This window comes from Pantoea sp. Ae19-2 (genome assembly GCF_059801205.1).
Window position 1 is genome coordinate 1,648,230 of sequence record NZ_JBCHWE010000001.1, and the last position, 15,714, is coordinate 1,663,943.

16 protein-coding genes are annotated in these 15,714 nt (G+C 54.7%); 6 read left to right on the forward strand and 10 right to left on the reverse strand.

Going from position 1 to position 15,714, the window contains the following annotated elements; translation table 11 throughout:
- Window positions 1–44 precede the first annotated feature (44 nt).
- Window positions 45–1,715 (forward strand): methyl-accepting chemotaxis protein, encoded by a 1,671-nt coding sequence (locus AAIE03_RS07615; protein WP_013025862.1) that lies wholly within the window; start codon window positions 45–47, stop codon window positions 1,713–1,715.
- A gap of 56 nt (window positions 1,716–1,771) precedes the next feature.
- Here the strand turns inward: AAIE03_RS07615 and pepT are convergent, their stop codons facing one another.
- A complete protein-coding gene (pepT, locus tag AAIE03_RS07620; RefSeq protein ID WP_014605778.1) occupies window positions 1,772–2,998 on the reverse strand; it encodes a peptidase T in 1,227 nt (408 codons plus the stop codon).
- A gap of 127 nt (window positions 2,999–3,125) precedes the next feature.
- On the opposite strand from pepT, the gene AAIE03_RS07625 reads away from it, so the two are divergent.
- Together AAIE03_RS07625 and AAIE03_RS07630 are read left to right on the forward strand one after the other, a co-directional pair.
- Window positions 3,126–4,721 (forward strand): ABC transporter substrate-binding protein, encoded by a 1,596-nt coding sequence (locus AAIE03_RS07625; protein ID WP_013025860.1) that lies wholly within the window; start codon window positions 3,126–3,128, stop codon window positions 4,719–4,721.
- A 102-nt stretch (window positions 4,722–4,823) separates the two neighbouring features.
- Complete coding sequence (locus AAIE03_RS07630; protein ID WP_014605780.1) at window positions 4,824–5,090, forward strand: DksA/TraR family C4-type zinc finger protein; 267 nt, start codon at window positions 4,824–4,826, stop codon at window positions 5,088–5,090.
- Between the two features lies 1 nt (window position 5,091).
- Here the strand turns inward: AAIE03_RS07630 and AAIE03_RS07635 are convergent, their stop codons facing one another.
- From AAIE03_RS07635 to ynfM, 6 genes are all read right to left on the reverse strand, one after another.
- On the reverse strand, window positions 5,092–5,190 hold the full coding sequence (locus tag AAIE03_RS07635; RefSeq protein WP_015700245.1) for a YoaK family small membrane protein: 99 nt from the start codon (window positions 5,188–5,190) through the stop codon (window positions 5,092–5,094).
- A gap of 26 nt (window positions 5,191–5,216) precedes the next feature.
- The gene (locus tag AAIE03_RS07640; protein ID WP_013025858.1) at window positions 5,217–5,540 is read right to left on the reverse strand and encodes a hypothetical protein; all 324 of its coding nucleotides are present in this window, start codon (window positions 5,538–5,540) and stop codon (window positions 5,217–5,219) included.
- Window positions 5,541–5,995: 455 nt separating this feature from the next.
- Window positions 5,996–7,180 carry a sugar transporter gene (locus AAIE03_RS07645; RefSeq protein ID WP_014605781.1) on the reverse strand — a complete coding sequence of 395 codons (1,185 nt, stop codon included), beginning with the start codon at window positions 7,178–7,180 and terminating at the stop codon, window positions 5,996–5,998.
- Between the two features lie 165 nt (window positions 7,181–7,345).
- On the reverse strand, window positions 7,346–7,891 hold the full coding sequence (cybB, locus tag AAIE03_RS07650) for a cytochrome b561 (protein ID WP_029570048.1): 546 nt from the start codon (window positions 7,889–7,891) through the stop codon (window positions 7,346–7,348).
- 202 nt (window positions 7,892–8,093) lie between these two features.
- Window positions 8,094–8,351, reverse strand: coding sequence for a hypothetical protein (locus AAIE03_RS07655; protein ID WP_014605782.1), 258 nt, complete (start codon window positions 8,349–8,351; stop codon window positions 8,094–8,096).
- Between the two features lie 165 nt (window positions 8,352–8,516).
- Window positions 8,517–9,764, reverse strand: a complete 1,248-nt coding sequence (ynfM, locus tag AAIE03_RS07660) for a multidrug efflux MFS transporter YnfM/SxtP(Kp) (protein ID WP_013025854.1) — start codon at window positions 9,762–9,764, stop codon at window positions 8,517–8,519.
- 94 nt (window positions 9,765–9,858) lie between these two features.
- Here ynfM and AAIE03_RS07665 point away from each other — a divergent pair, with 94 nt between their 5' ends.
- The 3 genes from AAIE03_RS07665 (at window position 9,859) to bioD (ending at window position 12,911) form a co-directional block, all read left to right on the forward strand.
- Complete coding sequence (locus AAIE03_RS07665; RefSeq protein ID WP_014593769.1) at window positions 9,859–10,746, forward strand: LysR family transcriptional regulator; 888 nt, start codon at window positions 9,859–9,861, stop codon at window positions 10,744–10,746.
- Window positions 10,747–10,879: 133 nt separating this feature from the next.
- Entirely contained in the window at window positions 10,880–12,097 is a 1,218-nt protein-coding gene (gene mlc, locus AAIE03_RS07670) for a sugar metabolism global transcriptional regulator Mlc (RefSeq protein WP_498562913.1), read from the forward strand.
- A gap of 115 nt (window positions 12,098–12,212) precedes the next feature.
- On the forward strand, window positions 12,213–12,911 hold the full coding sequence (gene bioD, locus AAIE03_RS07675) for a dethiobiotin synthase (RefSeq protein ID WP_019105177.1): 699 nt from the start codon (window positions 12,213–12,215) through the stop codon (window positions 12,909–12,911).
- Between the two features lie 124 nt (window positions 12,912–13,035).
- Here bioD and osmV read toward each other — a convergent pair whose 3' ends face one another.
- From osmV to AAIE03_RS07690, 3 genes are read right to left on the reverse strand one after another with little or no spacing between them, the layout of a single operon-like run.
- Window positions 13,036–14,172, reverse strand: coding sequence for an osmoprotectant ABC transporter ATP-binding protein OsmV (gene osmV, locus AAIE03_RS07680; protein ID WP_015700251.1), 1,137 nt, complete (start codon window positions 14,170–14,172; stop codon window positions 13,036–13,038).
- Entirely contained in the window at window positions 14,172–14,819 is a 648-nt protein-coding gene (osmW, locus tag AAIE03_RS07685) for an osmoprotectant ABC transporter permease OsmW (protein WP_013025849.1), read from the reverse strand. The genes osmV and osmW overlap by 1 nt, the downstream gene beginning before the upstream one ends.
- Before the next feature lie 9 nt (window positions 14,820–14,828).
- The gene (locus AAIE03_RS07690; RefSeq protein WP_227008738.1) at window positions 14,829–15,692 is read right to left on the reverse strand and encodes a glycine betaine ABC transporter substrate-binding protein; all 864 of its coding nucleotides are present in this window, start codon (window positions 15,690–15,692) and stop codon (window positions 14,829–14,831) included.
- Between the last annotated feature and the right edge of the window lie 22 nt (window positions 15,693–15,714).

Below are 15,714 nucleotides of genomic sequence, written 5' to 3' on the forward strand. Positions count from 1 at the left end.
CCCATACGCCCGGTGTCACGGGTTAACGTTTAAGGGATTTCAGTATGGGTATGCTTAAAAATTTCACAATTCGCGCGGTAATGCTGACAATACTCGGGCTGTTTTGCCTGCTGTGGAGCGGAATCGGGCTGTTCAGTATTCATTCGCTCAATTCGTTGAGTGACGGCAACGATGTCGATCGCCATATCGTGGAACAGATGACCGCGTTGAGTAAGGGCAACGATCAGTACTTTCGTATGATTACGCGCCTGTCGCGCGTCATGGAGAAAAAAGCGGCAGGCACAGCGCAAAACGATGAGGCTTTCGCGCCCGTACAGCAGGCACTGGACAGTATGTCTCAGCAGCTGACCCTGTTCAAACAGCTCTCTCCAGGCCCAATGGATGCAGCCGTTGCCAATGACGTCATTGATAAATGGCAAAAACTGCTCGACCAGGGCGTGACGGTTCAGCTTCAGCGTGCCCGTCAGGATTCGCTGGACAGCTATCGCCAACAGGCAAATGACGTCACCCCTGCGCTGAGCCGTGCCTTTGGTGCCAGTACTGAAAACTTCAATAAAGTGGCAAGTGTCAAACTGGGTCAAACGCGGGTTGAAGTCGATCGTATGACCGCGATGACCAAAACCCTGATTTCAGTCACCGTGGTGATTGGCTTGCTGATTCTGCTGTTTACCGACCGTTATCTGGTAAAAATGTTGGTTAAGCCGCTGGAAAAAATTCGCGAACATTTTTCAGTCATCGCCAAAGGCGATCTCAGCAAGCCGGTTGAAGATATGGGCCGTAACTGCGTCGGCAAACTGGTGCCCTTACTGAGCGCCATGCAGGACAGCCTGCGCGAAGCCGTCAGTGCGATTCGCAGCGGCACGGAAAACATTTCACGCGGAGCCGCTGAGATTTCGATTGGTAATAACGATCTGTCTTCACGTACGGAAGAGCAGGCTGCCGCGCTGGAGCAAACCGCAGCCAGTATGGAACAACTGACGGCGACCGTGAAATTCAATGCGGAAAATGCGCGTCAGGCCAGTACCCTGACCGAAGCCGCAACGATCACGGCCAAACAGGGCGGTAGTCTTGTCGGTGAAGTGGTCACCACGATGAACGGAATCTCTGACAGTTCGAAGAAAATTGCAGAGATTACTAACGTCATCAACAGCATTGCGTTCCAGACCAATATCCTCGCGCTTAACGCCGCAGTAGAAGCCGCCCGCGCCGGGGAACAGGGCCGTGGCTTTGCCGTTGTGGCCAGTGAGGTCAGAAATCTGGCCCAGCGTAGTGCGGGTGCGGCAAAAGAGATCGCTGGCCTGATTGCGGATTCCGTTGAGCGCGTGGAAAAGGGGGCGCAACTGGTTAGCACGACCGGCGGCACCATGAGCGGTATTCTGAAATCGGTGCAGGATGTTGACGCGATCATGAAGCAAATCGCGGCCGCCTCAGAAGAACAAAGCAAAGGCATTTCGCAGGTTGGCACGGCGGTAACGGAAATGGACAGCGTAACCCAACAAAACGCCGCGCTGGTGGAAGAAGTCTCCGCCGCCGCCAGTGCGCTGGCGCTGCAGACGGAAGCCTTGCAGGCCTCTGTCGCACAGTTCCGCCTGTCCAGCGATGCGCCCCTGGCACCGACGTCAACGCGGAAGCCGCCCTCACAGCCGGCCAGCCCAACGACCTCATTCCAGCCTAAAGCCGCGTCGGCGGATAACGGCGATTGGGTAACTTTCTAAACCCGCATCTGATCACCGCCTTCCTCGCGAAGGCGGTTTTTACTGCCTGTATCCCATCACTCCGCCGCCAGATAACACAGCTTCTCTGCCACCTGGTATGACTTCACAAAGGAGGTCACGGGCAGGAACTCAAAGCGCGAATGGAAGTTATGCGCGCCAGTAAAGAAGTTGGGTGTTAACAGACCTTTCGCCGACAAAGCCGCGCCATCGGTGCCGCCGCGCATGGGGATCACTTTAGGCGCAATATCCAGCGCTTGCAGGGCGGCGAAAATCAGATCAACCGCCCGACGATCTTCACCCATCGCATTGCTGATATTGCTGTAAATATCGCGAAGGGTTAGCTCAACTTTGCCCGTGGGATAGCGCGCGGCGATGATATCTCTGACCGCCTGCAACTGCTGTTTGCGTGCAGCAAAGCCTGCCAGATCAAAATCGCGAATCGAGGCGTTAAGCGTGGCAATGCTGGCGTTGGCCTGCATCTCGTTAAACCAGATATAGCCTTCGCGACCTTCGGTATGTTCCGGCGTCGCCTGCCGGTCGAAGTGGCTGATAAAATCGTGAGCCATCAGTAAGGGATTGACCAGCACGCCCTTGCCCGACATCGGATGCGCCGGCACACCGGTAAAGCGGATTTCCGCTGCGGCCGCGTTGAAGTTCTCATAAACGACTTCGCCCAGCTCGCAGCAATCAATCGTCCAGGCGAAATCCACATTAAAACGGGTTTCAAGATCCAGCGCTTTCGCGCCGCGCAGCCCGATCTCCTCATCCGGCACGAACGCCACCACGACGTCGCCGTGTTTGCCCTGTAAATTCTCCATCAGCGTCATGACGACGCTCACGGCCGCCTTGTTATCGGCGCCCAGCACGCTGGTGCCGTCGCTGAAAATAATCTGCTGGCCGATATAGGGCGCGATCTCCGGGTGCGCATCCCGACGTAACCAGATGTCCTGCTGTGGGTTCAGACAAAGGTCTTCACCCTGCCAGGTGAGGATCTGCGGGTGAATGTCAGGGGACAGCCCCACGTCAACCGTGTCGATATGGGTGATAAACCCCACGCGCGGCGCATCGGGGCAGTTTCCTCGTTTCAGCGCCGTTACCGTGGCATGTTCATCAATCACAACCTGCTCAAGGCCAAGGTCGCGTAATTCGTCCGCCAGCAGCTGCGCCATCGCGTGCTGGCTGGGGGTGCTGGGTAAGGTGCTGGACTTTGCATCACTTTGGCTGCTTACCGCCAGGTAACGAAAAAAACGCGTAATGAGTTGCGCCTGAAGTTTGTCGGTCATCACTAATCCTTATTAGTTGACGTACTGCGGGGTTCGCTATGGTGGTGATTCATGCTATCTATCAAAGCGCTAAATCATTCATTTAGATATTCAGACTAACGGAAGTCAACAGAAAGCGAGGACAATAATGAGAAACAGGTTTACGACCCTGGCACTGCTTACTGCAGGTGTGGCTCTGGCGGGCGGCGTCCATGCAAAAACGCTGGTGTACTGCTCCGAAGGCTCCCCTGAAAATTTTAATCCGCAACTTTACACCTCGGGAACCAGCGTGGATGCCAGTGCTGTACCGGTATTCAATCGCCTGGTGGACTTCAAACCGGGCACGACCGAACTGATTCCCAGCCTGGCAGAACGTTGGGATATCAGCCCGGACGGCAAGGTTTATACCTTTTATCTTCGGCACAACGTCAAATTTCAGAGCAATAAGCAGTTTACGCCCAGCCGCGATTTTAACGCAGATGACGTGATCTTCTCGTTTATGCGGCAAATGGACAGCAAAAATCCCTATCATGCGGTCTCTGGTGGCAATTATTCCAACTTCGACAGCCTGCAGCTGGCGACGCTTATCACCCATATCGATCGCATCGACGATCACACCGTGCGCTTCACCCTGGCCCATCCGGAGTCGCCGTTTTTGGCCGACCTGGCCTGGTACTTTGCCTCTGTCCATTCAGCGGAATACGCGGACAAGATGCTAAAGGCCGGCACGCCAGAGAAGGTGGATATGGACCCGATAGGCACCGGACCTTTCCAGCTAGTGCAGTATCAAAAAGATTCACGCATTCTCTATAAGGCGTTTCCTGACTACTGGCAGGGGAAAGCCAAACTGGATCGGCTGATTTTCAGCATTACGCCGGATGCCGCCGTGCGCTACGCCAAACTGGAAAAAAATGAGTGTCAGGTGATGCCATTCCCTAATCCGGCCGACCTGGACAAAATGCGACAGAACAAGGCGATCACGCTCAAACAGGCAGCAGGGCTGAATACCGGTTTTCTGGCATTCAACACCACTAAAGCGCCCACTGATAATGTGAAAGTCCGTCAGGCGCTGGCCATGGCGATAAACAAACCCGCCATTATTGAGGCCATTTTTAAAGGCACGGGCACGGTCGCCAAAAATATTCTTCCGCCTGGCGTTTGGAGCGCAGACAAGGATCTCAAAGACTACGATTACGATCCGGAAAAGGCTAAAGCCCTGCTGGCCGAAGCGGGTGTGAAACCGGGAACGGAAATCGCGCTGTGGGCGATGCCGGTTCAGCGCCCCTATAATCCGAATGCGCGCCGGATGGCGGAGATGATCCAGGCCGACTGGGCAAAAGTCGGCATCAAGGCCAACATCGTGAGTTATGAATGGGGCGAATACCTCAAACGCGTGCGCAACGGTGAACATCAGGCTGCCCTGATGGGCTGGACAACGGCGACGGGCGATCCGGATAACTTTTTCGGACCGCTCTACACCTGCACCGCGGCGAAAGGCGGTTCAAACTCATCAAAGTGGTGCTATCAGCCGTTTGAAACCCTGATCACCCAAGCCCGGGCCGAACCGGATCAGCGCAAACGGACTCAAATGTACCTGCAGGCGCAGCAGATCATGCATGACCAGATGCCCGCCGTCATGATTGCCCACTCCACCATTTATGAACCGATACGCACGACGGTCAGCGGTTATGAAGTGGATCCCTTCGGCAAGCATATTTTTTATCAGGTCGATATCAAGCCGTAATCCATGATGCGGCGGCTCACAGGGACGTGTGCCGCCTTGCCTGCAAAATGTCAGATATGTTGTACAGTTAAGAGTGTGTTTGGTGTTCAGAAGGGAAATAACATGGCGAACGGTTGGGCTTCAGAAGGGGCGGTTCAGGAACAGATCGACAGTACCGTTAACGACGGGATCGAACGCGTGCGCCAGTCGATCGGTCAGGGCGAAAGCGCCACGGAATGTGAACTGTGCGGCGAACCGATACCGGCGGCGCGCCGTCAGGCACTGAAAGGCGTGCGCTACTGTGTCACCTGTCAGGAAAAAATCGATAAGCAGCAAAAAGAAACCAGCCTTTACAACCGTCGCGGCAGTAAAGACAGCCAGCTTCGCTGACTTATGATCCCGGCATGGCCAGGCCGCTGCCGATGAACCAGGCGAGAAAACCGATGCCGGCCACGATGATAGCAATGGGGAACAACAGACCAATTCTCATGTTTATCCTGTGAGTCTATTCAGGGATTAAGCCAGCCGTAACACGGCGTGATGGTTCTTCAGCAACGTAAACAGTTCAAACTGGGTCGCCTCATTTACCGCACGCCGTATCTCGCCTTTGGTGTAAATCATTGTGTGGATATGACCCAGTTGACGCCACACAACAATCGCCGAGGCCACAAGCGCGCAGGTATTCTCTGCCTGCACACATTCTACTGTGGCATGGCAGGCATCGTCTAAGTCATTGAGAAAAATTTTCACCCCATCAGTGGGCAAGATCGCCCGAATATCATCCAGCATGACCCGGCTGACGCTGCGTGAAAGATATAGAGTTAACCACTTCCTCGTCATTATGACACCTGACGTTAACGATTTTCTCCGTTATACGGGGTAAACATAGGTAATGGAAGTGTTGAGAATAGGGTAATGATATTTAACGAACTTTTTTAGCTTATTAACGGCAGGCGAATTCCCAGACGTTTTATACCTTAACGATGCGGCTTAAATAACCAATTTACACGTGCCAATTTTATACCGGCCAATACGCTGTCTCAGGTTACGACGTTAAAAAGCGGGGGGCGGTGCGTGTTCCGTTATTTAATGTTTAGGGTTGTCTGTGACCTTAATTCACTGACTCGTGCTGGCTAATGTCGGGCAGGCTGGTGACGCGGCGTGATCGATGACGCAGATAACCGCCAACGCGCGGCGGCATTATCCCGGTGCCGGTAGCCGAGCGGCTGTTTTCACGCATTGTGTCTGTGAGGAATAAATCAGAGCAGGCTCCGTCATCACGAAGCCTGCTGTTGTCACCCGTTGGAACGCAGTTGCGGATAACGTTTGAAAATATAAATACACCATAACAGCGCCGCGAGTCCGATGATCGCTCCCACATTACCCACATCAGACAGGCTCATGTAAGCGCTGACCTGGCTGCCTAATAGCGCGCCCGCACCAATACCGATATTATAAATACCGGACATCAATGACATCGCGACGTCCGTCGCGTCCGAGGCTAAAGACAGCACGCGGATTTGCATCGCCAGGCCAATCATCATCATTGCCATTCCCCAGACCACGCACAGGGTAATGATTGCGCCGGGCCGGACTGCGGCGAAGATTAACAGTCCCATGCACAGCGTCACCAGCGCGATAGCGGCAATCAGCAACGCAGAGGGGAATTTTTTCCCCAGCGAACTGAATAACAGGCTGCCAATAATGCCCGCCGAACCGAACAGCAGCAGCAGTAAGGTGGTGAACCCCTCGCTGGCATTAGCAACGAGCTGCATAAAAGGCTCAATATAGCTGTAGGCTGTATAGTGCGCGGTCACAATTAACGTCACCAGCAGATACATCCCGACCAGCGCCGGTCGGCGGAACAGCAGGGGAACGCTGCTAAGCGAACCCGTGTGCTCGCTGGGCAACCGTGGCAGGATACGCGCCAGCATAATCATCAGCACCAGGGCGGACAGCCCGATCACGCCAAACGTTGTGCGCCAGCCCAGCGCCTGACCGACCACGCGTCCAATCGGCACGCCCAAAACCATTGCCAGCGCGGTGCCGGTTGCCAGCATGCTGAGTGCCTGAGTTTTTTTACCTGCGGGGGCAACACGAATTGCCAGCGATGCTGTAATTGACCAAAACACCGCATGGGACAACGCAATTCCCACACGGGATACGATCAGGGAGGTAAAACTCCACGCAAACGTAGAAAGCACATGACTGGCAATAAAGACGATAAACAGAACCGTTAACAGGAGCCGGCGTTCAATATTCCGCGTCAGCAGCATCAAAGGCAGTGACAGTAAGGCCACCACCCAGGCATAGATCGTCAGCATAATGCCCACTTCAGACGTTTTCATCGAAAAGCCTGCGGCAATATCGGACAGTAAACCGACCGGCACAAATTCGGTGGTATTAAACACAAAAGCGGCGATGGCCAACAGTACCACGCGTAGCCAGGCCGTTTTACGGGAAACAGTTGTTAATGGCATGAGAAGTTAAATCAGTCTGTGCGTCAAAAAGGAGTCAGGGCGATCACCCCATGATAGTGACCTGCGTCACACTTTAGCGGTTATTGTGGAGGAATTACGCGCCGGGTGGAACCACCAGGCGCAGATTAAGATGAATTTTTTTTGCCCGATACGGCAGTATGGCGTTTACGGCTCGCGATGACGCTGTCCGGGCATCATCCGCAGCAGCGTATTGTCCTTCAGGGCGTAATGATGAAACAGCGCCGCCGCCACATGTAAGCCAATCAGCCAGTAGCCAAATGGGGCCAGCGTTTCGTGCCAGTCGGTCAGCGTATCCGACAGATCAAAGTCAGGTTCGGCCGCCACCGGCATCGGTATACCAAATAACTGCCACTCACGACCTTTCAGATAACGCGATGCCAGTCCCAGCACCGGAAGCGTGATGAAAAGCGCATAAATCAGCGTATGCGTCAGATGAGCCAGCCCGGTTTGCCAGCGCGGCACCGGAGGAATAATGGCGGGACTACGATGACGGAGTTTCAGCAGTAATCGCGACAGCATCACCACCAGAATCGTCGCCCCGGCGCTGAAATGCGTCACCATCATCGCAAAGCGCTGCCAGGAACCCCGCTCGACATAGCCGCGTAACTCCATCGTGGCATAGGCAATGATGAGCAGCAGAACAGTAAGCCAGTGAAGCGCAATTTGAGACGATGCGAATTTATTACGCATGGTAGAGCCCTGTATGAAAGTAAGGGTTCTAAGATAACGGAAAAAAATGAAAAAGCTTAACGAAATGACGACTCTGTGGGATGACAGACCAACCGCAGACAGCAGACTCGGGGGCAGAGAAGGCGAGGATAACCGGCACACGGGCTGGGCTGAGAATGGCGGCCAGCAACCGCCATACTGACATCAAACGGGCGTTGCGTAATCAGAAATCCACGCCGTGCTTAAGCGCCACACTGTCCTGAGTGTGCACATTTTTACCCGGGGCAACCGGGCAACACGCATCGCACCCTAATGAACCGGGATAGTACTTACGGGCCTGCTGAATGGCTGCGGTTGCGGAATAAAATGTGCCGAGAAACAGCCGACCTTCCAAATCCGGAAGATATTTACAGCCGCTTGCATGAACCACGTGATTATCGTTGTAGCCTGATTGTTTGTTGACGTAATAGTATCGCGCCATTAGGTCTCCCCCTTGCTGTGAATTCAAAGATGACATTAATCTTTGGGATCAAACCGATTATAGCGGGGAAACGCGTGCTTTAGGCAATCATACTGATAATACGGACAATTCTTGTACGGGCCGCATTCCGGGCAGTCAAACACCCGGAATATTCATTAAGTTTTGCTAGAGTTTGCGGCGGTGCAGCTGCCAGGCAACCCACAACGCTAACAGCAGTAAAGCGGAGATAAACAGTGTCAGGCCGCCCCAGCCAAACTGATGCCAGAAAAAGCCGCCAGCCGTACCCGCCACGCTTGAGCCGACGTAATAGCTGAACAGATAGAGGGAAGAAGCCTGACCTTTTGCCCGACGAGCGCGTGGGCCAATCCAGCCGCTCGCCACGGAGTGCGCAGCGAAAAATCCTGCCGTAAACAGCATCATACCAATGAAGATCAGCACGATACCGTTAAATGCCGTCAGCAGTAACCCCATCAGCATAATAAAGGTCGAGCCAAACATAACCGGGCCGCGCCCAAACCGGCTGGTTAACGCGCCGGCTTTCGGGGAACTCCATGACCCGGTCAGATAAACCACCGACAGCAAGCCCACCACAGCCTGACTTAAATGCCACGGCGCGCCCAGCAGGCGATAGCCAATATAGTTGAACAGCGTCACAAAGGCGCCCATCAGCAGCAGGCCTTCGGCAAACAGCAGCGGCAATCCCGCATCGCGCCAGTGCAGACGGAAGTTAATGGTCAGATGGCGCGGGCGCAGCGAGGCCGGACGGAAATGGCGCGATTCCGGTAAGATTCTCCAGAACATCAGGGCAGCGGCGAGGGCAAAACAGCCAATGGCCGCAATGGCTATGCGCCATGAAAAGAAGTCGGTTAATACACCGCTTATCAGGCGGCCGCTCATGCCGCCAATCGAGTTTCCGCTGATGTACAGCCCCATCGAAAAAGCCACCACACTGGGATGAATCTCTTCACTCAGATAGGTCATGCCCACCGCGGCCACACCGCTCAGCGATAAGCCGATCAAGCCCCGCATCAGTAAAATGCCGTGCCAGCTGGTCATAGTGGCAGAGAGCAGGGTACAGATTGCGGCCAGCATGAGCGCCGTTACCATCACGGACTTCCGTCCTATGGCATCGGACAGCGGGCCTGTCACCAGTAATCCCAGGGCCATCATGGCGGTGGAAATGGAAAGCGAAATACTGCTCGCGGCGGGAGAAATGCCAAACTGTGCAGAGAGCACCGGCAGAATAGGCTGCACGCAATACAGCAGGGCAAAGGTGGCCAGCCCGGCAGAAAACAAGGCGAGCGTGACGCGCATAAAAGGCCGGGTGCCGCGCACAATCCAGTCAGACGAGGAAGCCTCAGACTGCGCAGGCATGTCGCTGTCCAGCGGCACCGCAGGTGAAGAGCGATTCACAGGGGATCCTTATGAGTAAAAACAGAGTGTTACTGTAGAAAAGGTCTATTAGGTTGTCTAATATATTAATCATCTTAAATAAGACGTTTAACCTATGAATATTGAACTGCGTCACCTGCGCTATTTTATTGCCGTTGCGGAAGAGCTGCATTTTGGCCGCGCAGCCCAGCGCTTACACATCTCCCAGCCGCCGTTGAGTCAGCAAATCATGCAGCTTGAAGCGGAAACCGGCGCGCAGCTGTTTAACCGCACCAACCGTAGCGTGCAGCTTACGCCGGCCGGCGCGCAGTTTTTACAGGATGCGCGGGCAATCCTGTTACAGGTCGAGCAGGCAACCCAGCGCGCCGCGCGTCTGCATCGCGGTGAAGAAGGAGAGCTGCGCATTGGATTTACCTCCTCTGCGGCTTTTATTGGCGTGATGTCAGATGCGCTTTATGTGTTTCGCCAGCGCTGGCCCAACGTACATGTTCAGATGCAGGAAATTAACACCCGTCAGCAGCTGGCTCCGCTGCATGAGGGCAAGCTGGACCTCGGCGTCATGCGTAACACGCCGCTCCCCGCCGATTTGCATCATCAGCTTTTGCTGCGCGAGCCATTGTGCGCCGTGGTGCATAAAGCCCATCCGCTAGCGACGGCAGGGCGGATCACCTTGCAGGCGCTGGCGCGGGAACCCTTTGTGTTTTTTGATCCTCAGGTGGGAACGGCACTGTACAGCGAAATCCTGGATTTGCTTCAGCGCTATCAGATCCGGCCCTACATTACCCAGGAAGTGGGCGAGGCCATGACCATTCTCGGACTGGTCGCGACCGGGCTGGGTGTATCTATCTTGCCTGCCTCCTTCAGCCACGCGCGTCTGGCGAACGTGGTGTGGTTACCGCTGGAGGAGCCTGATGCGCAGTCGGAGATGTGGCTGGTCTGGTCGGGCGAACGCGAAATGAGTGCGCAGATGGCGCATATGATGGCGTTACTGCGCCGTGAGTGACAATTTATCCGCCAAAGCCAGAAAAATTATGTGTGTTAAATCACATATCTAAGCAAATATTTGCCGCAAAAAGTGAATCTGCCGCACCATAGCGGATATTTATTTAGAAGCGCGAAAATAACCGGAGCAGGGTGTGAGTTCGGACAGTCAACCTGGCCATATTGACCAAATTAAACAAATTAATGCTGGCGTCGTTTACCGGTTAATCGATCAGCATGGGCCAGTCTCGCGTATTGAACTGTCCAAACGGGCCCAGCTGGCGCCTGCCAGTATTACCAAAATCGTGCGGGAAATGCTGGATGCCCATCTGGTTCAGGAAACCGAGTTTCAGGAGCCAGGCGCTCGCGGCCGTCCGGCGATTGGTTTAATCCTTGACACGGACGCCTGGCACTATCTGGCGATTCGTCTGCACCGTGGCATATTGACGCTGACCTTGCGTGACCTCAGCAGCAGGGCGCTGGTCGAAGACAACCTGCCGCTCATTGATGACGCCACGGAGCCGCTGCTGACGCGGTTGACCGACCATGTTGACGCGTTTTTTATCCGTCATCAGAAACGGCTGGAAAGGCTGACCGCCATTGCCATCACCCTACCGGGGCTGATTAATGCCGCATCCGGTGTGGTGCATCGTTTACCCGGCTATACCTGCCATGATATGCCGTTGGGCAGCACCCTGGCGGCGCGGACCGGCCTGCCGGTATTTATCCAGCACGATATCTCCGCCTGGACGCTTGCCGAGTCGCTGTTTGGTGCGTCACGCGGTGCGCAGGACGTGATTCAGATTGTGATCGACGAAACGGTAGGGGCTGGCGTGATCACTGGCGGTCAGCTGTTGCACAAAAGCGGACGCGCGCTGGTGGAAGTCGGCCACACACAGGTCGATCCTTACGGCCAGCAATGCTACTGCGGCAATCACGGCTGTCTTGAAACAGTCGCCAGTACCGGCAGCCTGCTGGCGCTGATTGCGCACCGACTTCCGGGTCAGCCCGACAGCCTGTTACACCATCAGCCCTTAACGCTTTCTGCCGTTTGTGAGGCAGCACAGAGCGGCGACAGGCTGGCGCGGGATGCCATAGCGACAGTGGGGCATCATGTTGGCAGGATCCTCGGCATGATGGTCAATATCTTTAATCCTCAACAAATTCTTATCGGTTCTCCGCTAAATCAGGCGGCAGATGTTCTCTTTCCGGCAGTAAAAAATACCATTCACCAGCAGTCTTTACCTGCATACAGCGCAGTGATTCAGCTTGCACCCACTGAATTTACTGAGCCAGGTACGCTGGGTGCGGCCGCGTTGATCAAGGATTCGCTTTACAGCGGCTACCTGTTAATTAAGTTACTGCAAGGTTAAGCAACACTAACCTTGCGCTAACGCAATCTGCTCCCCCTTTTCCTTCCTTAGAATGATCATTCGCATGAAAGCCGAATCGTCAGTGAGCTGACACCGCTTGTGAAGGAGAAGTAGAGTGAAAACGCTATTTATTACCGGAACCGATACCGAAGTGGGGAAAACCGTGGTCGCACGCGCCCTGCTGCAAAGTTTTACCCAGGCGAACGAGCGGGCTGCGGGCTACAAACCTGTTGCCCGCTGGGGCGTCAAAACAGAAGAGGGCCTGAGAAACAAGGATGGGTTGTTTTTGCAGAGCGCCTCTTCCCTTGCGCTGCCTTATCAGGCAGTGAATCCGGTCATTTTTGAGAAAGAAGAAATCTGCGGCTACCCGCCCAATAAGGTCGATTATGCGAAAATCACGCAGGGGCTTCAGCATCTCAATCAGCTTGCCGATCGCGTGGTGGTCGAGGGCACCGGGGGCTGGCGCAGCCTGATGAACGATGCCCAGCCGCTGTCGGCCTGGGTGATCGAGCAGCAACTGCCCGTCATCTTAGTGGTCGGGATTAAGTTAGGTTGTATCAGCCATGCGCTACTGACCGCTCAGGCGATCCAGGCCGACGGATTGCCGCTGGCCGGATGGGTGGCTAATCGTATTAATCCGGGGCTGGCGCACTATGCCGATATCATTTCCGTCCTGCGTGAACAGATTACGGCACCGCTTCTCGGTGAGTTGCCTTATTTGCCCCGCGCAGAGCAGCGCGATCTGTCCCGTTATCTGGATATCTCCCTGCTGAATAGCAATAACCTGCACTACGCTCGGACAAAAACAGCCTGAGAGAACCAGAGCAGGATGGCGCCACGCGCGCGACGGTACCATTCATCAGAGATAACTGACCAACAGTGATACGGAATGAGAGGCAGGATTAAGTGGGCCGCAACCAACGTGCGGCCCTGATTCATTATGGATTCAGGCGGCGACGGGTACGCCCGGAGCTGAGATAATCAGCAATGTAGTCCTGGGAAATCTCGCCACTGTAACGGCCATCTTCGTCCACAATCGGCATCCAGACGGTGTTGTGTTCATAGAGTTTCGACAGAACCACACGCAGGTTTTCTTCTGCTTTGCCGGTCACTTTAAACGTATGCAGCATCTCTTCACAGCGCCCGCTCGCGTGACGCGCCTCACGGCGTTTCACAAATCCTAACGGCTTGCCGTCGTCGTCAACCACGGTGATGGAACGCATGTCGTTTTCGTCCATGGTGCCAAAAGCCTCCGGTAACGGCGTAGAGCGTTTTACCGTGATGGTGGGCTGTTGGTCGGTCACGTCGCCTGCCTGTACCAGCAGCAGACGTTTCAACGTACGGTCCTGGCCAACAAAGGAGCCGACAAAATCGTTAGCCGGCGTCGCCAGCAACTCATCGGGGCTGGCGCACTGGACAATTTTGCCCTGGCCGAAGACCGCGATGCGGTCGCCAAGTTTGAGTGCTTCATCAATGTCGTGGCTGACCAGCATCACCGTTTTCTTCAACTGACGCTGCATATCCAGAAACTCATTCTGAATAACTTCCCGGTTAATTGGGTCAACCGCGCCGAAAGGCTCATCCATCAGCAGTACCGGCGGATCAGCCGCCAGCGCGCGAATCACCCCAATGCGCTGCTGTTGTCCACCGGACATTTCACGCGGGTAGCGATGCAGAAACTTATTCGGATCCAACGCCACCATGCTCATTAACTCCGTTGCCCGCTCGCGGCACTGCTTTTTATCCCAGCCCAGCATGCGTGGCACCACGGTGATGTTCTCTTCAATCGTCATATTGGGGAACAGACCAATTTGCTGGATCACGTAACCAATATTGCGACGCAGGGTGGTGGTATCCTGAGTGCTGGTGTCTTCCCCGTTGATGAGAATCCGCCCGCTGGTAGAGGGAATTAAGCGGTTAATCATTTTCAGCGTGGTGGTTTTGCCACAGCCCGAAGGCCCAAGCAGCACGCACATCTCGCCAGCAGGAACCTCAAGACTCACATTGTCCACCGCTTTCATCAGCGTGCCGTTTTTCTGGCTGAAGGTTTTCGTCAGATTTTCAAGTTTTATCATTATCGAATTCCCTTAGGAGTCAGCGCCAGCTGCAAACGGTGCAGCAGCCAGTCAAGAACAATCGCCAGCAGGCAAATCATCAGCGCACCGGCAATCAGCATACGAATATCACTGCCGCTAATGCCATCCAGCAGCAGCATGCCCAGTCCGCCAGCACCAATCACGGCCGCGATAGCCATCACGCCAACGTTCATGACCACGGCGGTGCGAATACCACCAAAAATCACCGGAAGCGCCATCGGGATCTCAACCCAACGCAGGCGTTGCCAGAACGTCATGCCAATGCCACGACCCGCTTCACGCAGGCCGTCCGGCAGATTTTCCAATGCGGTATGCGTGTTACGCACAATCGGCAGTAATGAATACAGGAAGACCGCCGTGATAGCCGGTAGCGCACCAATCCCTTTCCCAATCAGCGAGAAAAGCGGAATCATCAGGCCAAACAACGCAATCGTCGGGATGGTCAGTACAACGGTGGCAATGCCGAGCACCGGCGTGGCCAGCCATTTAAAGCGTACAATTAAAATCCCAAGGGGTACGCCAATAACAATCGCGCATCCTACCGCAACCAGCACCAGCCAGGTATGTTGCCAGGTCAGCGTGAGCAGGTTATTCCAGTTATCAATGATGTAATGAAGGGTATCCACGATGCCTCCTTACAGCATGTTTTTGGATTGAAGGAAATCGCGCGCCACCTGTTCAGGCGACTGGTGATCGATGTCCACGCGCTTGTTCATCTCGGTAATGGCCTCATCGGTGATCAGCGGGGAAAGCTGATTCAGGGCGGCTTCAAGACCGGGATGGCTCGCCAGCACGTCTTGACGCACAACCGGCGTCACGTTGTAGCTGGGGAAAAAGTGTTTATCGTCTTCCAGCACCTTGAGATCGAAACCTTTCACGCGCCCGTCCGTGGTGTAGATCAGGCCGGCATCCACAAAACCATCGCGCACGGCGTTATAGACCAGCCCCGGATCCATCTGGCGAATCTGTGGCCTGTCGAGCGTCAGGTTGTAGGTCTTCTGCAGTGGCTTCATGCCGTCTGAACGGCCATAAAACTCCAGGTCCAGCCCGAGTCGCCAGTTATGTTTCGGATCTGTTTTACGCACCTGATCCATTTTGGCCACCAGTTGCGACAGCGTCGAAATACCTTCTTTTTCCGCGCGCGCGCGCTGCATGGCAAAGGCATAGGTGTTATTCATCGGGGCGGGATTGAGCCAGATAAGACCCAGTTTGCCGTCCAGATTTTTCACGGTTTTATAGGCGTCCTCGGAGGACATCGGTTTATTAATATGGTTAAAGATGATCAGTGAGGTACCGGTATATTCCCAGGTCATGTCGATCTGCTTGTTAATCATGGCATTACGACTGATGGTGGTGGCGATGTTGCGTTTCGGGATGACCTCAAAGCCTTTCTTTTGCAGCCACATAACCGTCATGGCTGAAAGAATATGTTGCTCGGTAAAGCTTTTTGTCGCGAGCACCAGCGGCGTGGCCGCCTGTACGCTTTGGCTGAGTGCCATTGAGGCCACCAGTGCCAGGGTA